16 protein-coding genes and 1 pseudogene are annotated in these 22991 nt (G+C 66.7%); 8 read left to right on the top strand and 9 right to left on the bottom strand.

The annotated features are described in order from the left end of the window. Positions 1-31 precede the first annotated feature (31 nt). Genes DBP14_RS35740 through gmd form a run of 3 tightly spaced genes read right to left on the bottom strand, consistent with a single transcriptional unit; the run spans position 32 to position 3849 of the window. Complete coding sequence (locus DBP14_RS35740; protein WP_129312396.1) at positions 32-505, bottom strand: hypothetical protein; 474 nt, start codon at positions 503-505, stop codon at positions 32-34. Beyond that, positions 502-2784: a LamG-like jellyroll fold domain-containing protein gene (locus DBP14_RS35735; RefSeq protein ID WP_241741417.1), complete on the bottom strand. Its 2283-nt coding sequence runs from the start codon at positions 2782-2784 to the stop codon at positions 502-504. Before DBP14_RS35735 ends, DBP14_RS35740 begins: the two co-directional genes overlap by 4 nt. A 51-nt stretch (positions 2785-2835) precedes the next feature. Further along, the gene (gene gmd / locus DBP14_RS35730; RefSeq protein ID WP_129312394.1) at positions 2836-3849 is read right to left on the bottom strand and encodes a GDP-mannose 4,6-dehydratase; all 1014 of its coding nucleotides are present in this window, start codon (positions 3847-3849) and stop codon (positions 2836-2838) included. 90 nt (positions 3850-3939) lie between these two features. Here gmd and DBP14_RS35725 point away from each other — a divergent pair, with 90 nt between their 5' ends. Then, entirely contained in the window at positions 3940-4890 is a 951-nt protein-coding gene (locus DBP14_RS35725) for a GDP-L-fucose synthase (RefSeq protein ID WP_129312440.1), read from the top strand. A gap of 181 nt (positions 4891-5071) precedes the next feature. On the opposite strand, the gene DBP14_RS35720 is transcribed toward DBP14_RS35725, so the two are convergent. Beyond that, complete coding sequence (locus tag DBP14_RS35720; protein ID WP_129312393.1) at positions 5072-6445, bottom strand: sugar transferase; 1374 nt, start codon at positions 6443-6445, stop codon at positions 5072-5074. Positions 6446-7318: 873 nt separating this feature from the next. On the opposite strand from DBP14_RS35720, the gene DBP14_RS35715 reads away from it, so the two are divergent. The 3 genes from DBP14_RS35715 (at position 7319) to DBP14_RS35705 (ending at position 11707) form a co-directional block, all read left to right on the top strand. After that, the gene (locus tag DBP14_RS35715; protein WP_129312392.1) at positions 7319-8761 is read left to right on the top strand and encodes an RICIN domain-containing protein; all 1443 of its coding nucleotides are present in this window, start codon (positions 7319-7321) and stop codon (positions 8759-8761) included. Positions 8762-9060: 299 nt separating this feature from the next. After that, positions 9061-9612, top strand: coding sequence for a DoxX family membrane protein (locus DBP14_RS35710; protein ID WP_129312391.1), 552 nt, complete (start codon positions 9061-9063; stop codon positions 9610-9612). 364 nt (positions 9613-9976) lie between these two features. After that, positions 9977-11707, top strand: coding sequence for an ATP-binding cassette domain-containing protein (locus tag DBP14_RS35705; protein ID WP_347239690.1), 1731 nt, complete (start codon positions 9977-9979; stop codon positions 11705-11707). Positions 11708-11720: 13 nt separating this feature from the next. Here the strand turns inward: DBP14_RS35705 and DBP14_RS35700 are convergent, their stop codons facing one another. Beyond that, positions 11721-12116: a hypothetical protein gene (locus DBP14_RS35700; protein WP_129312389.1), complete on the bottom strand. Its 396-nt coding sequence runs from the start codon at positions 12114-12116 to the stop codon at positions 11721-11723. Positions 12117-12288: 172 nt separating this feature from the next. Between DBP14_RS35700 and DBP14_RS35695 the strand changes: the two genes are divergently transcribed. Then, a complete protein-coding gene (locus DBP14_RS35695) occupies positions 12289-12864 on the top strand; it encodes a superoxide dismutase family protein (RefSeq protein WP_241741401.1) in 576 nt (191 codons plus the stop codon). Between the two features lie 232 nt (positions 12865-13096). Beyond that, a complete protein-coding gene (locus tag DBP14_RS35690; protein WP_241741414.1) occupies positions 13097-15193 on the top strand; it encodes an alpha-L-fucosidase in 2097 nt (698 codons plus the stop codon). A 12-nt stretch (positions 15194-15205) separates the two neighbouring features. Here DBP14_RS35690 and DBP14_RS35685 read toward each other — a convergent pair whose 3' ends face one another. Continuing rightward, the gene (locus DBP14_RS35685; RefSeq protein WP_347239689.1) at positions 15206-17230 is read right to left on the bottom strand and encodes a nitronate monooxygenase; all 2025 of its coding nucleotides are present in this window, start codon (positions 17228-17230) and stop codon (positions 15206-15208) included. 482 nt (positions 17231-17712) lie between these two features. On the opposite strand from DBP14_RS35685, the gene DBP14_RS35680 reads away from it, so the two are divergent. Together DBP14_RS35680 and DBP14_RS37195 are read left to right on the top strand one after the other, a co-directional pair. Further along, positions 17713-18399 (top strand): hypothetical protein, encoded by a 687-nt coding sequence (locus DBP14_RS35680; RefSeq protein ID WP_129312387.1) that lies wholly within the window; start codon positions 17713-17715, stop codon positions 18397-18399. A gap of 291 nt (positions 18400-18690) precedes the next feature. Beyond that, positions 18691-19005, top strand: a pseudogene (locus tag DBP14_RS37195) (hypothetical protein); the annotation flags it as partial. Positions 19006-19632: 627 nt separating this feature from the next. On the opposite strand, the gene DBP14_RS35670 reads toward DBP14_RS37195, so the two are convergent. The 3 genes from DBP14_RS35670 to DBP14_RS36325 all read right to left on the bottom strand — a co-directional run bounded on the left by DBP14_RS35670 (position 19633) and on the right by DBP14_RS36325 (position 22316). Continuing rightward, the gene (locus DBP14_RS35670; RefSeq protein ID WP_164992584.1) at positions 19633-20322 is read right to left on the bottom strand and encodes a class E sortase; all 690 of its coding nucleotides are present in this window, start codon (positions 20320-20322) and stop codon (positions 19633-19635) included. Beyond that, positions 20319-21878: a glycosyltransferase gene (locus DBP14_RS35665; RefSeq protein WP_129312385.1), complete on the bottom strand. Its 1560-nt coding sequence runs from the start codon at positions 21876-21878 to the stop codon at positions 20319-20321. The genes DBP14_RS35670 and DBP14_RS35665 overlap by 4 nt, the downstream gene beginning before the upstream one ends. Positions 21879-22157: 279 nt before the next feature. Further along, positions 22158-22316, bottom strand: coding sequence for a hypothetical protein (locus DBP14_RS36325; RefSeq protein ID WP_164992583.1), 159 nt, complete (start codon positions 22314-22316; stop codon positions 22158-22160). Positions 22317-22991 lie beyond the last annotated feature (675 nt).

Raw genomic sequence — 22991 nt, 5'->3', positions numbered from 1 at the left:
ACGTCACGGTCAGAGCGGCTTTCACTTCGTGTCATTTCTTTCCCGCTGCTTCGAGTAATGGCTTGTACTGGGGGCAGAGCTGCGTGATGGCGTCCTTTGCCCCGGTGATCTCACCGCTCCGAATGGCTCCGACGGCCGCGTCGCGGTCGTGTTTGGCGGTACGGGCGATGCGGTCGCAGGTGTCCTGGCCGGCTTCCAGGATGGCTGCCGGGTCGATTCCCTTGGGGACCCGGTTGGTGAGGTACTTCTTCTGCTTCTTGGTGAACGTGCCGGTGGCGGGCGTGAGTTCGGCCTTGGGCACGGTGGGGCCCGGCGGGAGCTTGTCCGCGTCCTTCGCCGGGGACTTCGGCGTCGCCGAGGCTGTCGCCGAGGGGCTCTGGGCCGCCCGGTCGTGGTGGGCGTTCCCGCTGCCGCATCCGGCTGCCAGCAGCACCGCGGCCGCCACGCCCGCACATGCCGCGCTCACACGGCCGGTCATGGGACGCCTCGTGGGCTTGGTCTTCATCGTGACACTCCGTGGGTTCCGAGGCTGTAGTGCTGTGCGACCTGAGCAGGGGACAGCACGCTTGGGTAGATGGCTGTCTCGTCGATCTGCCCGGTGAAGTAGGGGCTTGAGGGGGCGGTCGGCCATTGCTTGACGGAGTCGCCGCCCACGTGCCAGTAGCCGGTGTAGTCCATGAGGCTGGGCGCGGCGGTGTTGGTGGCTTGCAGGTGGCCGTCCACGTACAGCCGCATCCCCTGGGGGCTCTGGGTGGCCACGACGTGGTGCCAGGTTCCGTTGTTCAGGCCTGGGCCGCTGCTGAGCGTCGGGTTGTTGACGACGCCGAAAACGACACGGCCGTCGTCGGTCAGGTAGACGTGGTCGTCGTAAAGGACGCTCGGCCGTTCCTGCCGGTCGCCGAAGCCGACCAGTTTGCCGCCCGACGTGGTGGTCGTTTTGAACCAGGTCTCGATGGAGAACGTCTTGGGGCGGCTTATGGGGCGTTCACTGTAGGTGTAGTCGCCGGCCGTGTCCTCCGGTGCGGTCGGTTGCTTGGGGTCCACGCCCCGGTAGCCGATGGCGGCATGGGAGCCCGGTACGGCGCCGGGGGTGATCCCGCAGGCGGGGGCGCCTCGGTGGACGCCGCCGTTGTCGGTGCCGGAGGAGTCCGCGGCGAACGAGCCGGACGTTTCTTCGAAACGCCAGTAGAGGCTGGCCCCGTCGGCGACGACCCGCCGGGCGTACCGGTTCGCGGTCCTGGCCGCGGTGACCTTGACGGGCTGGGACATGACGCTGGTGTTGGTGCCGTCGCTGGCGGTGATCCGGTAGGTGTAGGTCGCCCCCGGGGTGACGTGGGTGTCGGTGAAGGTCAGCTGCGGGCGCTTCCACCGCAGGGAGGTCCCGGTGACGGTGTGCAGGGGTGTGTGGGAGCCGTTGCGGTAGATCCGGTAGGTCAGCGCGCTGTCATCCAGGTCGAGGCTCGACCGCCAGTGCACGTCGATCCGGCCGGGCGTGGTGCTGCCGGCACTGACCTGGGGGGCCGAGGGCGCCGTGGTGTCGGCGCCGCTGGAGAAGCGGGTCAGGCCCTGCTGCGGTGTGTCGTTGACGGTGGTGAACTCGCCGCCGACCCACAGGTAGTCGGTGCCGTTCTTCGAGGCGGTGGTCAGCACGCGCGGCCCGATCTGTTCCCCGATCCCGTCATTGGTGTTCGGCGACCAGCCCAGCAGTTTCGGATCGTTCACCGATTCGGCCAGCAGGTGCTTGCGTGGCCCTCGGGGAAACTCGCCCATGAGATGGCAGTCCTGGGCATGGGAGGCGGAATAGAGCACACCCTTGTAGACCTCGACCGCCTGGGTAGCGCCGAAGCAGTCGTCCCGCCAGCGCATCGTGAAGTCCTTGAGGCTGAAGGCGGTCCTGCCGTCGAACCAGCCTTCGTTGGCGATGTAGAAGCCGGTGGCGTCGGTGGTGATGTCCTTCACCCGGGTGTCCGGCTCCCAGCCCGACGTTCCCTTCGCCATGGCGTGCGGGAAGAAGCCGAGTGGGTAGGTCTTGGTCAGGGCGCCGGTCGTGCTGTTGACCACGGCCAGGGCGTGGGAGTCGGCACCATTGAGATGGAAGAAGTCGCCGCCGAGGATGACGTTCTTCCCGTCAGGCGTGACCTTGAGTGTCCGCCCGACCTCGTCGGCATCGGCCGTCCACGGACGCAACGCACCCGAGGTCGTCACGGAAGCGAAGTAACGGCGCGCCTGACCAGCCACCTTCGTGAAGTCACCACCGAGATACACCGCATCCCCAGTGACATCCAGCGCCCGCACCGTCGCATTCACCGACACCTTGAAACCGGCCTTCGGCGCACACCTGCGAATATCGATCGCCGCGACATTACTGGTCTTCACACCATTGACCGCACCAAAGCGCCCACCCGCATACAACGTCCCGCCATCCGGCGACACCGCCAGCGCCCGCACCGTCGCCAGCCCCGAACCCACCGTAAAAGACAACCGGCACGACGTCGGCACACCCGTCGCCGCATCCAGCGCCACAAAATTCACCGCCGGACGCTCACCACTCCCAGCCGCCGCACCCGGCGGCCGCACCGCCGAGAACGTCCCCCCAGCGAACACCACCCCACCCGCCTGAGCCATCGCCCACACGATCCCGTTCGTCTGCCACGCCGGCAACGCACCCGCCGACAACCCGACCGGCGCGGTCACCGCCACAGCCGACGGCACCCCCACCCCGGCCAACCCACCCGCAGCCAACGACAAAACAGCCCCACACACCCCAACCAACCGTAATCGCATAAACCTTCCCAACCCCTTGGTCATAACTGGCCACTGCGGTAAATCTCTTGGCTATCTGTCGATACGCACCAAGGTGCCTGCCAATTCATCTTCGAGCAGCGATATATCCGCCTCCACCATGATCCGGGCCAGGTCCGGCCACAGAACGCGAGGCTTCCAGCCCAGCGTTCGCTCCGCCTTCGACGGGTCTCCGATGAGCGCGTCGACCTCGCTCGGCCGCTGGTACTTGGGATCGAAGCGGACGTGGTCGGTCCACTCGAGTCCGGCTACGGCGAAGGCGACTTCCAGGAACTGCCGTACGGTGCCGGCCGTGCCGGTCGCCACGACGTAGTCGTCCGGCTTGTCGTGCTGGAGCATCCGCCACATCGCCTCGACGTACTCAGGGGCGTACCCCCAGTCCCTTACGGCGTCGAGGTTCCCCAGGTAGAGGTGGTCCTGCAGGCCTGCCCGGATCCGGGCCACGGCTCGGGTGATCTTGCGGGTGACGAAGGTCTCGCCGCGACGGGGCGACTCGTGATTGAAGAGGATGCCGTTGACGGCGAACAGGTCGTAGGCCTCGCGGTAGTTGACCGTTGCCCAGTAGCCGAAGACCTTGGCGCAGCCGTAGGGGCTGCGGGGGTGGAACGGGGTGAGCTCGTTCTGCGGGGGCGGGGTGGAGCCGAACATCTCCGAGGAGGATGCCTGGTAGATCCGGGTGTCGATGCCGCTCGCCCGGATCGCCTCCAGCAGCCGGAGGGAGCCGACGCCGGTGACGTCCGCGGTGTAGAGCGGGGTGTCGAAGGAGACCCGGACATGGGACTGGGCGCCGAGGTTGTAGACCTCGTCGGGGCGCAGGTCGCGTAAGAGGTTCACCAGTACCACGCCGTCGGAGAGGTCGGCGTGGTGCAGCACGAGCCGGCGGTCGGGCTCCTGCGGACCTTGGTAGAGGTGGTCGAGCCGGTCGGTGTTGATGGAGGACGAGCGGCGGATGAGGCCGTGCACGGTGTAGCCCTTGGACAGCAGCAGTTCAGCGAGGTAGGAGCCGTCCTGTCCGGTGATTCCGGTGATCAGCGCGGTTTTGGTCATGGTGATGCGCCCCTCGGGGTGTGTTGCGTGGTTCCTGGTGTGCGGCGACGCGCGGTCGGCGCCCTGGCACAATCCGGAGCCATGGGTTCTATGACGCGAGTGAACGAGTTACTGCCGGACGGGTCCCGGATATTCGTGGCGGGCCACCGCGGCCTGGTCGGATCCGCCCTCGCCCGCCGCCTGGCGGCCGAGGGCTATGAAGTGGTCACCGTCGGCCGTGACCGGCTGGACCTGCGCGACGCTGCGCGCACGGAGGCGTACCTGCGGGACACGCGTCCTTGGGCGGTGGTGCTCGCCGCGGCGAAGGTAGGCGGCATTCTGGCGAACAGCACATATCCGGTGCCGTTCATCGAGGACAATTTGCGGATCCAGCTGAGTGTGATCGGCGGCGCTCACGCAGCGGGGGTACACCGACTGCTGTTCCTGGGGTCCTCCTGCATCTATCCCAAGCACGCGTCCCAGCCCATCCATGAAGACGCGCTGCTGACGGGCCCCCTGGAACCGACGAACGAACCGTATGCCCTTGCCAAGATCGCCGGAATCACGCAGGTGCGAGCCTATCGGCGGCAGTACGGCGCCTCCTTCATCTCCGCCATGCCGACAAACCTCTACGGGCCTGGTGACAACTTCGATTTGGAGACCTCGCACGTCCTGCCGGCGCTGATCCGCCGGTTCCACGAGGCGAAACGCGACGGTGCGAGCGAGGTGGTGCTGTGGGGCAGCGGCACCCCGCGCCGTGAGTTCCTCCACGTCGACGATCTGGCCGCCGCCTGCACGGTGCTGCTGCGCGCCTACGACGCGGATGAGCCGGTCAACGTCGGCTGCGGCGAGGACCTGACCATTCGTGACCTCGCACAGACCGTGGGGGACGTGGTCGGCTATCGGGGTTCCCTCACCTTCGACCCCAGTAAGCCCGATGGCACGCCCCGCAAGCTTCTCGACGTCTCGCGCATCACCTCGCTGGGCTGGCAGCCGAAGATCGCGCTGCGCGACGGGATAGCGGCTGTCTATGAGGACTGGCGGAAGACCGCCGAAGCCTGATCGTATGGCGTGCCCCCGCCACGCCACCGGCGTGAGATCCCCCGCGGGGGCCGCATCCGATGCGTCCGGCGGGTGGGCCGCGGTGGCGCCAGAGACCAGCGCGGCACGGCCTGGGGTTTTGGCAGTGAGCGGGCGGTGCCCGGCCCCCGCCGCGGGACGGGCACCTGAGTGGAGCGCCACGTCAGTACGCTCCGCGGCCGTCGACGACCGCCCGGAAGGTGCGGGCCATGACATCCAGGTCGCCGCCGAGCGACCAGTTGTCCGCGTAGCGCAGGTCCAGCGCCACGGTCTCGTCCCACGACAGGTCTGAGCGCCCGCTGACCTGCCACAGCCCGGTCATGCCGGGTTTTACCGCCAGCCGGCGGGCCTCAAGCTGGTCGTAGCGCGCCGCCTCGTCCGGCAGCGGCGGGCGCGGGCCCACCAGTGACATCTCGCCGCGCGCCACGTTCAGCAGTTGGGGCAGCTCGTCCAGCGAAGTGCGCCGCAACCATCGCCCCACCCGCGTCACCCGCGGGTCCTGGCGGATCTTGAACAATGGTCCGTCCTGTTCATTCGCCGCGGCGAGTTGCTGGCGCCGCTGTTCCGCGTCCGCCACCATCGTGCGGAACTTCCACATGGTGAAGGGCGCGCCCCACTGCCCGGTCCGGGTCTGCCGGTGCAGTACCGGACCGGGAGAATCCAGCCGTATCGCCAGAGCGATGGCCCCGCACAACGGGGCGAGGAGCAGGAGACCCAGGACGGCGCCCGCCCGGTCGAGCACCGCCTTCGCCGCTGGCTGGGCTCCGCGCCGCGCCGGTGGTGCTACATGCAGCAGTGACAGCCCCGCCACGGTGTCGGTCCGGAGCCTGTGCGCCGCCACGTCCGTCAGTCCCGGTGCCAGGGCCATACGCAGCCCGCCGTCATGCAGGGCCCATGAAAGGCGGCGCAGCCGCTCCCCGTTCAGCAGCGGTCCCGGCGCCACCAGCACCAGTCGCACGCCCAGTCGTTCGGCGGCCATGAGTACGGGCACCCCGTCGTCGCTCCAGACTTCCGGCCGCGTGGTGCCGAGCCGGGCCACGACCGGAGCCCCCGCCACAGGGTGGCCATCGCCCACCGGGACGACCCCCGTGACCACATACGGGTGGTGGGTACGCGCGGCCAGATGCTCGACCACCTCGTCCGCCGCGCTCGGCTCACCGACCACCACCACCCGGTGCAGCGCCCGCGCCTCACGCCGCGACGCGGTCAGATGCCGATGCGTCGCCTTCCGGCACAGCGCCGTCACCACCGGCGCCACGGCCAGCGCCAGCAGGGCCGGCGCCGGCTGGGATCCCTCGCCCGTGAGTACCCGTACCACCGCCAGCAGCCCGAGCAGGGTCAGCCAGTCCCGCAGCACGGGCAGGCCGCCCCGCGATTCGCCCAACTCCTGGGAGGTGTACCGCCCGTGCGACGCCCTTACGCCCAGCCAGGCTGCCGCCGCGGTCCCTGCGGCGAGCGCCGCGTGAGCCTGTTCCGTGGCAGTGAACACGCCGAGGACAGGTAGGCCGGCGCCCGTCGTGTCCGCGGCCAGTGTCATCGGCAGATAACACCGTGTCTTCGCGTTATGGGGCAGACGGGCGCCGTTGGCTAATCGAGGGCGTTCTGTCCCTGATTCCACGTGGGACGTGCTCAAACGCCGCATGGACTCCCCTGGCACATTGAGTGGTTTGCGATCGTGCAGCGCGCCGGCCCGTCCTTGTGTTGCTTGAGTGACGGGAGTTGCGATGTGTGACGGCAGTGACGGTAAGGCCATGTCATGGCCCTGAGGGGCCGTAGGATAACGCTTTCACGGTGGGAGCGCTCCTGGCCGGCAAGCGATGAGCCGGCCGCGAGGGCACCCCCGGAGGTCCGTGGGTCGAGGCGAACGTTGGCCCCCGGCGGCACCTCACGCTCGGCCTGCCGCCCCGGCGGTTCCCTCACGGGGCGGAACGCCGTACGTCACGCGACTCCGCTTATCTTCCCAGGTCGTTCGGGAGGATCGCTCAAGACCTCCTTCAGGTCGTGGCATCCCGGGTGTGGTGCGGAGACGGCGATTCCCGGCGCGCTGACAGAGCGCACATGGCAGCCCGCCGTCCGGCCGGAACGAGTGGATGCGGCGGCCTTGGCGCCACAGCTCCCGTCCGGCAGCGGTCGAAGCCCAGGGGATGTGAACTTGGACACTCACCTTGCAGCAAGCGCTTTCCGCAAGGTCGGCCTCCCGGACACCGCGCTGTTCCCTCAAGGGGCGTGGTCGTCGAGTCCCGGTATCGGCGCCCTGCGCGAGGCCCGTCCGCGTGTTCTCCGCCCGCGCCGCGAACGTGAGTGGCATGGCGGCGAGGCGCGTGCGACGTTACCCCTACCAGGCGGCCGTTGATGAGCTGAACCACACGCTCATCACTGAGTTCGCGAAAGAGGTGCAATCATGCGCGCCATGCTCTTACGTACGCCCCGGAGATCAGCCGTCGCCATCTGCCTCGGGCTATTACTTCCGTTACTGGCCGGAGCCCATGCCAAAGCCACGCCGGTCGCGATTACCAACGGAACCCAGTTCACCGATACCGCGGGCAAGGTGGTCCGCGGTCACGACGGCGGGGTGATCAAGGTGGGCCCGTACTACTACTGGTTCGGCGAGAACCCCTATTCCAACAACCGCTTCCACTACATCTCCGTGTACCGCTCGACCGATCTGCGTGCCTGGCAGTTCCGCAACAACGTGCTGAGCCAGGCCTCGGCTCCCCAGGTGGAGAATCTTCAGCGGCCCAAGGTCATCTACAACGCCCGGACCCACCAATACGTGCTGTTCATGCGCAAGGAGAACCATCCAGCGCCCCTGACCGAGGATCAGATCGCCATCGCCACGTCGGCCACGGTGGACGGCAGATACACCTACCGGGGCAGCTTCCGGCCCCTCGGGTACAGGTCCTTCGACATGAGCGTCTTCCGTGACACCGACGGCACGGCGTACGTGATCTCGACGACCAACCACCAGAAGGACCTCACCGTCTTCCGTATGACGGCCGACTATCTGAGGGTCGCCGCCCGGGTGACCACTCTCCACAACGTCAACCGGGAAGCGGCGACCCTGTTCAAGCGTAACGGCGTCTATTTCCTTCTGACTTCCGGTGTCACCGGCTGGCAGCCCAACCAGACGACATACACGACCGCGACACACATCGCCGGTCCGTGGCGGCCCATGGCCAACCTGGGTGACAGCATCACCTACGGCTCGCAGCCCTCGTTCGTCCTGCCGATCCAGGGTCGCACCACGACCTCGTACCTCTACATGGGCGACCGGCACGGGAACGCCTGGGGTGGCGGGATCAAGGACGGCGAGTACGTCTGGCTGCCCCTGCGGTTCGGGCCCGACAGGACGCTGTCCATGCCCTGGTACCCGCGGGTCTCCATCAACACATCGACCGGTGTGGCGTACGGCGTGGGTTCCGGGTACGCCTACGACGAGCTGGTGGCCAGGCACAGCGGACAGTGCTTGACCGCGCGCTGGTCCATGGCCGACGGGGCCGGGGTGACACAGCGGGCCTGTGGCACAGCCGCGAACCCGACCCAGCACTGGCAGGTGCTCCGGCTCGGGAACGGCTCTTACCGGCTCGTCGCCCGGTACAACCACAAGTGCCTCACCGTGCCGTCGTCATCCACCGCCAACGGGCAACGGGTGACACAGCGGACCTGCGGCACCGGCACCGACCAGCAATGGCGCTTCACCAAGTTTCCCAACGGATACCGCATCACGGCCGGGCACAGCGGCAGATGTCTGACCATCGTCTACAACCCCGCAGTCCCCGGCCCGCAGGCCGTCCAGTACACCTGCAAGGGCACAGCCAACCAGCGGTGGCAACTGGCGCGCGCGCCCTACTGACCGGCCACGGCCCCATCCGTCCTGTGCCCGGCGCGCCGGCGCCCAATGCCCCGGCTGCACACCTTCACGGTCGCCGGCCAGCACGACACCGCCTTCCGGCAAACGGAAAGGCCCTGCCCGGCGGGCGCACTCTGAGATGCTGCCAGCCACCCATCTCACACCTGAACCGGCGTTCGGCATTGTCCGGCCTGGGTCCTGTCGTCCAATGCCCGCCTGCCGCACTGCGGGCTGACGGCCGGAATTGGACGAGGGGGCCCAGGGGAGAACGCCCGGCCCGACTCTTCAACCGGAGCATCACCATGTTGACCAAGTGCGTTCTGAAATCCGTTCACTCCGCCCAGGCGCCCGTGCGGCCCGGCGCCCTCTGCGCCTCCGCCGCCGACTGGGGCCTGCTTCTCGTCAGGCTGACCTTCGGCCTCTTGATGGCCGCCCATGGGGCCCAGAAGGTCTTCGGCCTCTTCGGCGGGCAGGGCCTGACGGCGACGGGCAAGGGCTTCGCCGCGCTGGGCTATCACCCGGGCAAGCTGTTCGCCCTGGTCGGGGGGCTGTCCGAATTACTCGGAGGCCTCGGACTGGCCCTCGGGCTGCTGACTCCACTCGCCGCCGCCGCGTTGATCGGGGTCATGATCAACGCCATGGCCACGGTCACCGGCGCCCGCGGCCTGTGGGAGATGAACGGAGGCGTGGAATACAGCGTGTGCATCACCGTGGTCTCTCTCGCTGTCGCGGCCATCGGTCCTGGCCGGCTGGCAGCGGACCGGTTCTTCCACTGGGGTGCCGGCGGGTGGAAGCAGGCTGCCTTCGCCCTCGGTCTCGGCGGCGTCGCCGCCGCGATCGCCCTCAGTCTCTGAACGAACTGTGAGCCATCACCGCTCCGAAGGAGCAGTGAGTCCCGGACATACCTTTCCGCAGGCTGTGGGGAACATCCACATTGCTCAGCGGAGCCAAGGCGGCAGACTGGGACGCAGATCAAGGGCCGGCCTTCCGTGAGCCCATGTTCCCGCCCAGGTAGGACGATGCCCCCTGACTCAGCGCGATGTGGCGGTAATGGAAGGGCCGGAACCTCATGCCCGGCCATCGCCTGCTGCCCGGACCATGGCATGACCAACCGAACACCGCTGTCTCGTGAAGGGCGCTATGTTCTCCCGGAACGGTCGTCATCGCCGACCCGGCCACACTGCCGATCGCCCCGTCTCAGCCGACGCCATCGGCTCCGTGGCGGCAGGGGACGAGTTCGTGAAGGAAGCGTCACTGACCGCTCGCCGCCTGACCGTCCGGGTCAAACACGGCAAGGGGCATCGGACGCTGCTGGACAAGGTGAGCTTCACGGTTCCCGCCAAAGCCCTGATCGCGGTGATCGGTCCTTCTGGCTCCGGGAAGTCCACCCTGCTCCGCGCCCTCACCGGCCACCAGCTCAATGCCAGGGGCGAGGTCCACTACGGAAGCCAGAACCTTCATGAGCGATTCGCCGCACTGCGTCAGCGTATGGGGATCGTTCCGCAGTACGACGTCATCCACCCACAGCTCACGGTGCGGTCCGCGCTCCACTATGCCGCGCGACTTCGCTTCCCCCGGGACACGGGGCCGGCGGAACGCGAACGCCGGATCGACGAAGTGCTGACCGAACTCAGGCTCGACCGTCACGCCGGCCAACGCATCAACGCGCTCTCGGGCGGGCAGCGCAAACGCGTCTCGGTCGCGCTGGAACTCCTGACCAGACCCTCGTTCTTGTTCCTGGACGAGCCGACCTCCGGCCTGGACCCAGGTACAGGCCGTGATGTCATGCAGGTGTTGAGGGGGCTGGCGGACGACGGGCGCACGGTGCTGGTGGTCACGCACTCCGTCGCGGAGTTGGAGTTGTGCGACAAAGTACTGGTCCTGGCACCGGGCGGATCCCTGGCCTACTTCGGTCCCCCGGCCGAGGCACTGGCCTTCTTCGGCCGAACCACATGGGCCGACGTCTTCTCCGCTTTCGAGAAACAGCGTGGGCACGACTGGTCTCACAAGTGGCGCGCACACCAGCTGCGCACAACTGTGACACTCCCCCGGCAAACGGCGTCCACGGCCGCTGAGACCGTTTCCACTGCGAAGGCAGCCCGTTGGACGGCTCAAGTGTCCAGTCTGGTGCGTCGGCAGCTGGCGGTGATGGCTTCCGACCGGAGATTCGTCGGGTTGATGATCCTCCTGCCCGTTGTCCTGGGGCTGGCGAGCACTGTCATACCCGCCGTCCATGGCCTTCGCGGGAGTCCCGGCGGCACACCAAACCCTGGGGCCGGCACGATCCTGGCTTCCCTTGCCGTAAGCGTCTGTTTCATGGGTGCGGCGAATTCCGTTCGGGAACTGGTCAAAGAACGAGCGATCTATGAACGAGAGCGGGCCGCCGGCCTGTCGAGATCCGCTTACCTTGTGTCGAAGGTAAGCGTGTTGGGTCTGATATCCGCTCTTCAAGGGATCACCTTGTGCCTGATTGGTCTCCTCCCCCGAGCGCTGCCGTCCGAGGGAATCGTTGTTGAACGCGCTCCGGCCATTGAACTGACCTTCGGCATCACGGTGCTCGGATTCACTTCCATGATGTGTGGTCTAGTCATCTCGGCACTGGTGAGGAGCGCCGAAGCCGCCATGCCTCTGCTGGTGCTGTTCTCTGTTTTTCAATATCTGTTCTCAGGCATCACTTTCCATCTCTTCAATAATCCAGGAATCGAACAAGTGGCCTGGCTGGCGCCCGCACGCTGGGCCATCGCGGCGGACGGTGTGACACTCCATCTCGGTCGGCTACTCGGCCCCATGGACAGCTCGGCGCCCTCGGCCACCGATCCCCTGTGGCATCCCACGCTCGCACAGTGGCTGATCGATACCGGCGTGCTGTTGAGCATGACCTTGGCTTGCTACGCGCTCACCATGCGACTGCTGCGCCGGCATGAGCCCGCCGCGGTGCGAAAGCGCTGAGAAGCGCGTCCGGTCATGGTCTACGGCTGCCTCGGCAGCCCCCTGCGGGTGACAGCGCCAATGCCTGCGCGACCATCATCACTTCCTCCTTCACCCGCGTCAGCCGGTGAACTTCTTCCGCATCGAGACGAATCACCTCCTCGATGACGGCAGGGGAAAGCCCCAACCGCTTGAGCTCGTAGTGTGAGCTGCGCTTGTACCGCAGCATGTAAATCTCGCCCTCTACCTGACGGCGAGCCTGGCGGGCAAGAAGAAGAGGATGAGACACCAATAACCATTGATCGCGGCAATGAGTGGGAAGTAATTCCCACAGCCACTTGAATGCCGTTTTTTCCCATTCCGGAAAACCAGGCTTAGTGACTTCCTCCGGCCACGGATGCAGGCTTCTGCTCCTGCTGAGACTTGACACGGCAGCCTCCCGGTGATTCCGGCCCGAGCATCTCCGTTCAGCATGCATGACCCGGCTTCCGCCTGCTCGGCGAGCCGCGCCGGTCACCCCTGCGGGTGAAGCGTTCAGTAGCAAGGGCTTTGAGGGGGTACCTACGGCAGGTCTCTTTCCCCGTAGAAACAAGGAGCGGACGTTGCCAAGACTCACCAAGGCGGCTGTTGTCCTCGCCGCGGCTGCCCTCAGCATGTCGCTGCCGACGAACGCGTCGGCATCAACCGACCCCTATTGGCTGCGAGCGCAGGGACAGTTCGCACCGCCCACAGCGTTCATCCCGTCCCGTGCGGTCACCTACGACATGGCTCTGGTGCCAGCCGCCGCGTCCATCGAGGTCGACGAGTTCGCCGAAGACACGTCGACCCTCCTCGGGCTGGGGGTAAAGGGCTTAAAGCCGAACCACATGTACGGGGCGCACGTGCACACGAAACCGTGTGGATCAAGTCCTGATGCCTCCGGCCCTCACTATCAGAACCAACAGGACCCGCACCAACCCTCCGTCGATTCCGCCTACGCGAACTCGAGCAACGAGGCGTGGCTGGACTTCAAAACCGACCGCAAGGGGAGAGCCGTCGCCTTTTCCCACCACAACTGGCGCTTCCGCCCCGGCGGGACGGGATCGGTAGTGATCCACGAACACGGGACGTCTACCGAACCCGGCTCAGCAGGAAACGCCGGCGCGCGGGTTGCCTGTTTCACGGTCGCGTTCGGCTGACTCACAGGGAGGGTGCCTGCTGTCATGCGGGCACCCTCCCGCCGCGTCGTACCGGCGCCCATGGACCGGGCTTCCCAGCGCACCGCAACAGGAACTCATCATCCATGACCCGAGCTTCGATCACTTCGGTCACTGACCCGCGGCATCAGGGTGGACTCCGCTGTGGTTGCGGCACGTGCGGTCCCATGGGTTACTGCCCCTGCGCCTGTCAACCATGCGAAAGGTGCGGCTCATGGACTTACGCGGCGATCGGAAGCCAGTCGGCCTCTTCACCGTGCTGATCTTGTTGATGGCCGTTCTCGCGCTGCCCTTCCGGATGCAGCAGGCCCGTGCGGACGATGGGATGACCGACCTTTCCGGACAGAAGTACGGCCTGTTCGTCCACTACGTGCCGGGCCTCACCGTGAACTCCAACGGCACCGCCGTGACCGACCCCAACTCCCTCGCGAACAGCTTCGACGCGACGCGGTTCGCCAATGATCTGGCCGACGCGAAGGTGCAGTACGTCATCTTCACCGCTTGGCACTCCAAGATGGTGGCCCTGTGGCCGAGCCAGGCGATGCTCAAGTGGGGCCTGCCGGCTCACCGTGTCCAACGCGACCTCATCGGAGACATGATCACTGCGGTCAAGGCCAAAGGCATCCATGTCTACCTGTACACCCATCCCCGCGACGGCATGGAGTTCACTGCCGCCGACCGGCAGAAGACCGGCTGGGGCGTACAACCCCCGCCGCCCGGAAAGGGCTGGGACCCGGGCCCCGATTTTGACCGGCCGAAGTGGAATTCTTTCATCAACGACGTCTACCAGGAGTTGATGCAACGTTACGGCGACCGGATCGATGGCCTATACATGGATGAGGGCAGCCCCGCAGCCGACAGCCAGACCGTGGTCGACTACCCCCGGTTGCGGAGCACCATCAAGGCGGTCAGCCCGCACGCCGTCCTCATTCAGAATGATCACGGCAGCCTGTACGGCATGGACAAAGGCAGCAAGGAGTACGGGGGCTGGGCTGAGCTCTCGCAGCCCAACGAGAACTTGTGGCCTGGCTCCGCCGAGCCGGTAGCGGCGATCTTCACCGAAACCTGGTGGGCGCAACGCTCCCACAGCACGCTCCGGTACTCCGCGCGGAGCATGTTCCGCTATACGGTCCTGCAGGCGGCGACCAACACGGATGGCGGCGGCATCGCCTGGGGAGCGGGCCCCTATGCCGGCGGAGGCTGGGAACCCGGCGTCATGACGACACTGCGGCAGGTCGGCGCCTGGATTGACCAGATCAAGCCGTCGATCCTGGGCACCCGGCCCAGCACTTCCTATCCCGTCGAACCGGGAACCCGCATCATCGACCAGCCCTGGGGCGTGGCGACCAAGTCGCCCGACGACCGCACCGAATACATTCACGTGCTCAAGCCCCCGCGCGGACGGACCCTCACTCTGCCGCTGCCCCGGGACGGCAAGGTCTTCGGAGCGGCCTCGCTGGTGAAGGACGGCACCCCAGTGGCCCTCAGCCAGGACATCCGCGGGGTGAGACTCACCATCCCAGGGTCTTGGGACGCCAACGACACCGCGATCAAACTGACTGTCGCGAGCCGATCGGGCCCCGTAGCGCTGTACCGGTGCTACAACGGCGGCGACCACATGGACACCACCGACCGCACCTGCGAGTCACCCCGCTACGCCCTGGACGGACCCCTCGGATACCTCTACCCCACCCAGATCCCGGGCACCGTACCTCTCTACCGCTGCTACAACGGCGGCGACCACATGGACACCACCGACCCCAACTGCGAAACCCCCGCCTACGCCAAAGACGGCCCCATCGGATACCTGTACGCCACCCAACTCCCGGGCACCGTGCCCCTTTACCGGTGCTACAACGGCGGCGACCACATGGACACCACCGACCCCAACTGCGAAACCCCCGCCTACGCCAAAGACGGCCCCATCGGATACATCATCGCGCGAACCGTCCCTTTGTTCCGGTGCTATAACGGCAGTGATCATATGGAGACCACCGACCGCACCTGCGAGTCACCCCGCTACGCCTTGGACGGCGCGGTCGGTTACCTCTACCCCACCCAGATCCCGGGCACCGTTCCTCTCTACCGCTGCTACAACGGCGGCGACCACATGGAGACTACGGACCGCACCTGCGAGTCACCCAGCTACGCCCTGGACGGACCCCTCGGATACCTCTACCCCACCCAGATCCCGGGCACCGTACCTCTCTACCGCTGCTACAACGGCGGCGACCACATGGACACCACCGACCCCAACTGCGAAACCCCCGCCTACGCCAAAGACGGCCCCATCGGATACATCATGACCTGAGAACCACGCCGCTCAGCCGACCGGCGGCTCACCCTGAGGCCTATCGGCTCGTTCTCGGAGCAGGGCCGCCCGCCGGGCGAGGAAGCCCGCCGCGCCATCGGTCACCGAGCGATGCAACGCGCTGATGGTGGTGGTCGCCGACCGGAGTACGGCCACTTCCCCCGCCATGAACAGGCCGTCCGCCAGCTGACGCTCCTCATCGACGCGCACCGGCGCGCCAGCGGCGTCTGTCGTGACCCCCTTACTGGCGACCCGTAGCCGCGCGGTCAGCCGCTGCCGTTCCGCCCAGCACAGGCCTTCGGGGATGATCCGGCCGGATGGCGCCGTTTCGTGTTCCTCCTGGCGGGCCTGGGGATCCTGACTGAATGGGCTCGGGACGCATCGGGTGACGGTCAGGGGGCCGGTCCTCATCAGCGCGGTCCGGGACGCGGCCTGGACACGCTGTTGAAAGAGCGGCCGGATCGCCCGGAGCGTCACCGCCTCCTCAGTGAACAGATAGGCGGTTCCGAGAAGGACGCCGACGGCGGCTCCACGTGCGGTGAGCGGCGTGGCGAGCGCGGCGATCATCGCCGCCGAGCGCTCGTTGTGGATGCCGCCCGCGAAGAACACTTCCAGGTGCCGCGCCGCGTCCTCTCCCGCGGCGGACAGGAAATCCTCCAGCACCGCGAGTTGGGCCTCCCACAACGGGAAACTGGCCCACCGCCCGACGTGGCCGCCGGACTCGGAGCCCTGAAAGACGAACCTGCGGGCCCCTGCCGCCAGGCAGACCCGCAGGTCCTTCGGCCCGGGCACCTGCAGGAACGTCCGGATTCCGACGCGCTCCAGTGCCTCTGCCTGAGACGGCCGCCCGCCGGCGATGACCGCATGCGTGGGCTTCGACTGTCGTACGGCGTCGAACTGGGCGCTTTCGATGTACCCCGGCGCGCAGCCGAGCAGGCCGACGCCCCACGGCCTTCCGTCCATGGCGGCGCGCGTCTCCTCCAGCATCGTCCGAGACCGTTCCCCGTCGGCGAGGGCCAGCGCCATGAAGGGCAGACCGCCTTCGTCGGCGACGGCGTCGGCGAATCGTGCCTGATCGCTGACCGTGGCCATCGGTCCTTGAGCGATCGGCAGCCGGGTACCGAGCGCACGGCTCATCGGGGAGCCTTCGAGCAGTGCCCGGGCCGGCATGTCGTCCCGTACGGCGTCGCGCACGGAGTCTTTCAGGGCTTGGACCGCACGTCCGACGTCGCCCCAGCGTTCAGCGAAGCGGGCGGCCAGGAAACCGTCCTGACCCACGGGCAGCGGCTGCGTGCGCGGGTCTCCGCAACCCAGCATCGCCGCCACCGTCTCCGGATCACCGGCTGGGACACTCGGTCCGCCGGGGTGGCACAGCAGGCGATGTCCGGAGACGACCAGGGTTTCCGAACCGTCCATGGCCCGCAGCGCCTCGGCAGCCGCTTCAGCCGGAGTCGACTCGGCCAGGAGGGCCAGCTGGCTGTCCACGACGACCCCGGCCGCCCCGCCGGCCACGCTTGCCGCCGCTGTACGCGGACCGATACCGCCGCAGACCCAGATCGGTATGTCCAGGCGGAGTTGCTGTAATAGGACACAGCTGCTCAGCTCCCCGACTCTGCCCCCGCTCTCGGCGCCACGCGCGATCAGGCCGCCCGCTCCGGCGCGGACGGCTTCCAGCGCTTGCTCCAGGTCCGTGACCTCGACCAGCACTCTGTACCGCGGAGGGACATCCTCGACCTGCCACAGGGAACCGACTCCGAGCACCACCGTGTGCGGACCGGCCTCGCTCCGCGGGCCGGGCCTCCCCGTCGCGAGGTCCGCGGGTTTCATCCGGCAGCGTGGCCCGACGCGCACCCCGAACGGGCCGGGTGCCGAGCGCCGAAGGCGTAGCAGCGCCTTTCTGGCTCTTTGGTCGCCGGTTCCGAGATCGAGCACTCCGAGGCCGCCGGCCCGGCTGACCGCTTCGACCAGCCCCGCGTCGGGCTCCTCGAAAGGGGTTATTCCAATGATCATTTCCAGGGCGGGGGTCGCGGATATCATGACTCTCCGGTTAAACGCGAGGCAGTATGCCGTGAAGTCTCGGCCGTGCGATGGTTATTACCACGCCAGGCTGACGAGTGGGGTGCCGTCCGGCATGAGATCACAGTGAGCGGACGCGGCATGCGCCGGGAAGTATTCCCGCCTTGAGTGATCCGTCGCGGACCCCGAGATGCTGATGGAAAGGCGGGGAACTCCGAGTCTCTCTGGCATTCCACCGACTCATGGCCAAATCACCGAAGGTGTCGACGAGTTGATGCGCTATCGCCTGCGAAAATCCCGCATTCCGGCAGCCGGTCAAGATCACCACACCTTTTAGCCCTGTGAACGCCTCGGGCCCCAGACGCTCTGGAAGGCCGCCCGGCCTCTGCCCAGCATCATCACCATGAGCGACAATCCGATAACATAGAGTGGTCACAAATCTGATAAAACGGTGTCAACTTCCCAGGGGGAGTCCCGACACCTCCACGCCCACGGGAGACCCCATGCGCAAACGGATGCTCAATGCAGCGACCGCCACGACTCTCGCTGTCGCCGCCACGCTGCTCGGCACCACCACCGCCAGCGCCGAACAACACACCAGGGGCGACAGGCATTACTGCGCCCGAGAGGGCGGCGAGTATCACACCTATGTCCCATTGGCCGGCCAGGTCGGAGCAGGGCAGCCGCTGGGTGGCAGCCAAGGCCTCTGCGCCTTCTGGGACGAGGGGCACCAGACAAAGATCACCGTCACCGCCGAGGCACTCAACGCGCACAAGGCCACGCTGGCCGAGCTCGCCTACAACCACCCGCCCAAGCCCAACTCCCCGCAGGGGGTGCTGGGCCAGCCCGCACATGACTACTGCACCCAGCTCGGCGGCACCTGGAACATGGAGGGAAAGGTCGGCTACTGGGTCGTCAAGGGTCAGGAGAGCAAGGCGAATTTCGCGAACACCACAGACTTATGCGTTTTCCCGGACATGTCGGCGATCGACACGTGGGGCCTGCTCTACCACGCGCAAGGTGTCATCCGCGGCCAGGATCTCACGAGCAAGTGGCACGCGGCCCACGCCTGCCCTCCGGGGGAGACACCCGGCTCGGACAACGCCGATGACGAGGCAGGAGACTCCGACGACGACGCGTACACCGATCACGGCAGTCAAGCCATCGCCGTGGCCGAAGCCGATTGGTAAGACACCGACGACGGCGTCGGCCTCGGGCGGTTCACACTGAGAGCGCCCTCGGCAGTACTGCAGGCGGCTGGGAGGCCGCTGGCGCTTCACGCTCCTTGGGTACATGGGCGGGCGTCGGTGGACCTCCCTTTGCCACCGTAATCCCCGCTCCGCGCGTGCCGGTCGCGACAGCCGCTTTTCTGATCGCCGCCTATCCGGCACCGCCTGTTCCCCCAAGGCGGTGTCGAACGGGTTCGAAGGCTTTGGCAAACTCTGTCGCTGGCACAGCACTTACGAAGAGAGCAGAGCGGCATGGCTGGTGGGGGATTTGTCAAGCTTCCGAACGGAAACGTGGTGGTCGCGTTATGGCTGCCACGTCCGGACTTGAATTCGAACGAAGTCGTCCCTGAGCCGTTACGGGTCCGTGTGCTCGCGCACGCCCCGAACCGCACGCGGGCCCTGACCCGGCTGCGCAATCTGGGGCTGAAGGCGGTCTACCTCCGGGGAAACCCTGAGCCTCCGACAGACGACGAGGTGACGGCCGTACTTCACCACCCCGACGGCGCAGTATGGCGGGCCGATCCTGACGACCGCTCGGAACCCTGGCATCCCATCAGCACCCTCCTGAGCCTCAGGTCGCGGACCGCGGGCTCAGCCGGATCCAGCCCGGTCGCGGCCTTAGTCCCGCCACCGGCCGATATCTGGACGTGGGAGGACATACTCGCGAGCTGGGCGGCAGCGATCGGCCCGCGGGCCGGGGAGGCCATGGGGCGCGGAAGGCACCTGGCGGAATCCGGACACCACGACGACGGGTGTGAGGAACGGCGCTGACGCACGGCCTTGAGGGGCGGGTCAGTGGTCGTGATCGTCGCGGCGGCCCCTGAAAAGCACGACGCCAGCCACGTCGGAGGTGTCGCCGCGCCCGGCGGAAGGGGGCCGACCGTCGAGGCGTACTGCGGTCTGCCGGGAGACTTCCACCGGGCGCTGAACCCAAGATAGAGGCCCACTCGGCTTATCGGACGGATCAATGGTGTGGGCGCATTCGTTTGAGTTCGCACCCATTCGTGGGGGTGGTGGCGGGATCGCGTCCGCCCTCTCAGCAGATCAAGGGCCTGCCCACGGCGCGGCCTTGGTGAATACCGAGTCCAACCGAGGCCGACGAGGCATGCGACGCCTCACCTTCTCCCGCACACGAACTCGTGGCGTGCGAGGCCGTGATCCAAGGGAAGCTGGCCGGGACAGGACCTCCCGCTGTCACGTTCGGGGTGGTCCGCCCGAAGTGAGCTTCCCATAGACGATGAACCGGCCTGTGCTCCCATACCGGGGTGTACACGTCGTGAGAGTGATCAGGCGGTCCTTCGGGTTGGCGCCGCGGCCCTGGTCAGGCCGGAGGACCTGGACGCTGTCGGGTGTGACACGCTCCGTGCTCGTGACGGTATAGGTGTAACGCCCGGTAGAGGCCGTAACGATGATCTTGTCACCAGGTTTGACGAGATCAGGGAGCTCGGCGAAGGGCTCGAACCCCGAGTAGGAGGAGCGGTGCCCGGCGACCGCGTAGTTGCCGATCTGCCCCGGGCCGGCGGTACCGGCGTAGTGCCCCAAGCCCTTGCCCAGTTGCTGGTCGGCGGTGCCGTTGTAGACGGGGTAGGCCCAGTGATCGCCGAGGGCCGGGATGCGCATCACCGCGTTGGCATCCGAGCTGCTCTCGGCGCTGCTCTCCTGCGAGGGGGGCGAGGAGGCGCTGTGCGTCACCTCGGGATGGTGAGTCAGCTCGCGCTCGACCCGGGCAGTGCGTGCCTGCTCGACCTGGCTGGGCTGGGGGCTCGTGCCCCAGACCAACCAGGCCGCGTAGCCGCCCAGGAGCAGTCCAGCCGTGACCGCGAAACCAGCCAACGCCACGAGGAACGTGCGCCGCACGCGCGCCCGCCGTGGAACGCTGGTCACTGATGGGCCTCCGCCTTCTGGTGGTCGCTCATGTGCATCCGGGCCAGGTAAAGGGCCGCTGCGGTAGGCCCTGCGATCAACAGCACCGGGAGGACACTGTGGGTGAACCATAGGCAGGTCCCGGTGAGCGCCACCGCGAACAGCAAGTCCGGCCAGTTGGAACGCGCGGCTTGACGCCAGGTGATGCGGCTGCCCTTCTTGGGCGTGACGAGAAACACCGAAGAACCGAACAGGGACTTGAAGGAGGCCCGCAGGCCAGTGAAGAACATCGAGCCGAACAGCAGCGCCGAGTGGAGGAGGTAGGAGCCGAGTTGATCGGGCCGCATGGTCTTGCGGAGGCTGAGGATGTCATTGAGCATCGGGGCGAGGATGAACGCCACGGTCGGGATCAGCATCCATAACGGCCAGCGCACTGAGTAGCTCACCGCCGGCAGCACGATGACGTTGATGACCACGTAAAGGCTGAAGAGACTGGTCAGCGGGAGACTATACGTGAACAGGACGATGTCCAGCTTTTCGAACCAGCTCATCGGGCTGGACACGATCCGCCGTGTGTACTTCTTGATGAACTCCATGTTGCCCTGAGTCCACTTGTTGTGGCGCTGCTTGAACGCCATGTACGAGACGGGAAACTCCTCCTCGCACATGATGTCCGGTGCGAAGACAGTCAGGTATCCCGCTGTACGGGCCTCGATACTGAAGCAGAGGTCCTCTGCGACCAGGTGCGGGAAGCCACCGGCCGCCTGGTAGCAGGCCGCGCTGACCATGGCTCCGTGACCGAGCAGGGACAAGAACCCGAACCGGTTCTTGACGCACTGATAGGCGAGCCAGTGTGTGGCCACTCCGCGATGGAAGCGGCTCATGAACCGGTTCCGGTTCCGCGTCGCCACGTGGTTGGCCTGTACGATCCCCGCGTTCGGGAAGTGCTGGAAGTAGTCCAGGCAACGGGTGACGAAATTCGGGGGGATGATCTCGTCACTGTCAAGGATGACGAAGTAGTCGAAGTCGGCTCGGCGTAGGTAGTTGTTCAGGTTGCCCGCTTTGAAACCGACTCGGTCAGCGCGTCGGACGACTTCAACGCCGTGCTCCGCTGCGAAGGCGTCCACCGCGCGACGGTATGTGTCCGTCTTGGAATCGTCCAGGATCACCGTTCGCACCCCCGGGGCGTCCTGTCGCATGGACGCCTCCAGCGACTCCCCGCAGAAGTCGTCACAGGTGCAGTACACCAGCACCGTGCGCGGCCAGTCGCCGGGTTCTCGTGAACAGGCCGGGATCTGCGGCAGCAGCCGTTCACGTTGGCGGTGGAAGGCAGCGGTGTACACGAGGTCCTTGGTGCCGTTGAGCCAGAAATAGCCGATGAACAAGCCACTCGCTACGACTGTCACACCGATACTGGTGGATTGTGTGAACGCTCGTCGTACCTCCGGCTCGATCGACCAGATGAACGCCGCGAAGAGGCCCAGCCATAAGCCCAGAATCGCGACGTACAGGCCTGGATGGCGGGTCATCGCAGCCGCGGGCTCTTCTTTGACGGGTGACACCCGTGTCTCCGTCATGACCGAGCCGCTTTGGTGCCGCGGAGCCCATGGGCGGCCTCGGGCCGCGACCGGAACATTCCAGTCACGGCCCGAGGTGCGCGATGAGCGGCGAGGCCGTCGGTGCCGACGGGTAAGTCACACCAGCCGGCGTCCAGGAGTGCTGATCTCGGGGTGTTTGGCGGACGGTCAGACAGACGCATGCGCCTGTGCTGCCGGGCGGGATCCACCTGCTGAGACCGCCAATCCGAGTTCGTACGGCGGCCTGAACAATTCAGCCTCACGACCTCGCCAGCCCTCTCAGTTGTGCCCGTGCCGGTACTGAAGCGCAGTCAGCCCCAGTAAGCCGCTCACCACAAGAACTGCGGCGATCAACGTGAACCATCCCAGGCCTAGCGACATCCCCAGAACGGACACACCGGCACCGGTCACCGCAAGCTGCGAACCGTTGTCGTACAACGTGACCTCCTCAATGCGTGGAACTTGTCTTAAAGTCCCTTTAAATACGCATAGTAGGTCGCTTGGCGCGTGCGCCCTCTCAAGGCCACCCATCCGGGAGTCCGCCTGCTCCGTTCAGCCCAATCAATCCGCGAAGAAGGTCTCTTGCCACAGCAGATACTTCTTGAAGGAAGTCAGGCCGCGGGAGTCCCTGCTTTGAGTTGGGCTCATTCACGGCGCATGCAGCGAAGTCATGGACATGCGCGTCCGCCAAGTCCTTCAGCAGCTGCCAATCGCCGACGACTCCTGTGGGCCCCGGCTCCGGCCTGGTTGGCCCGCCGCACCCTGAGCTTTGAGGAGGCAGGGGCCCTTCCGCTGTAAGCCTTCGGATCGCCGGCCGGGACGTGCTCGGCGCCGAGGGCGAGCTGTCACTTCGGAGCGTGTCGCAGGTGGGCCATGTCATCGAGTCCGGGAACCTCGGTCCATGGGTCCCGTACCCCTCGACCGAGTATGAGGGGTACGGGACCCTGCGGAGGAAGGAGGGCTCAAGACCTCGTCCCACTAGGGAAGAGTCTCTCCGGTCGGATGTATGACGCGGAGATCGCCTAATGGGCGCCGTTCGGCCCCACGCGTTTTTTGGGGGGGGCGTCCGGGTTTGCGATTTCTCTCCGCCGTGTTCAATGCGGCAGCACGAAG

Source organism: Streptomyces sp. L2, from assembly GCF_004124325.1.
GTDB lineage: Bacteria > Actinomycetota > Actinomycetes > Streptomycetales > Streptomycetaceae > Streptomyces.
The sequence above is the reverse complement of the archived record's forward strand: the minus strand, read 5'-3'. Positions and strand labels throughout refer to the sequence as shown.

Bases quoted from the DNA above. Each gene is read 5' to 3' on its own strand.
- DBP14_RS35740 (WP_129312396.1), bottom strand. From the start codon at position 505: ATGAAGACCAAGCCCACGAGGCGTCCCATGACCGGCCGTGTGAGCGCG.
- DBP14_RS35735 (WP_241741417.1), bottom strand. From the start codon at position 2,784: ATGCGATTACGGTTGGTTGGGGTGTGTGGGGCTGTTTTGTCGTTGGCT.
- gmd (WP_129312394.1), bottom strand. From the start codon at position 3,849: ATGACCAAAACCGCGCTGATCACCGGAATCACCGGACAGGACGGCTCC.
- DBP14_RS35725 (WP_129312440.1), top strand. From the start codon at position 3,940: ATGACGCGAGTGAACGAGTTACTGCCGGACGGGTCCCGGATATTCGTG.
- DBP14_RS35720 (WP_129312393.1), bottom strand. From the start codon at position 6,445: ATGACACTGGCCGCGGACACGACGGGCGCCGGCCTACCTGTCCTCGGC.
- DBP14_RS35715 (WP_129312392.1), top strand. From the start codon at position 7,319: ATGCTCTTACGTACGCCCCGGAGATCAGCCGTCGCCATCTGCCTCGGG.
- DBP14_RS35710 (WP_129312391.1), top strand. From the start codon at position 9,061: ATGTTGACCAAGTGCGTTCTGAAATCCGTTCACTCCGCCCAGGCGCCC.
- DBP14_RS35690 (WP_241741414.1), top strand. From the start codon at position 13,097: ATGGACTTACGCGGCGATCGGAAGCCAGTCGGCCTCTTCACCGTGCTG.
- DBP14_RS35685 (WP_347239689.1), bottom strand. From the start codon at position 17,230: ATGATATCCGCGACCCCCGCCCTGGAAATGATCATTGGAATAACCCCT.
- DBP14_RS35680 (WP_129312387.1), top strand. From the start codon at position 17,713: ATGCGCAAACGGATGCTCAATGCAGCGACCGCCACGACTCTCGCTGTC.
- DBP14_RS35665 (WP_129312385.1), bottom strand. From the start codon at position 21,878: ATGACGGAGACACGGGTGTCACCCGTCAAAGAAGAGCCCGCGGCTGCG.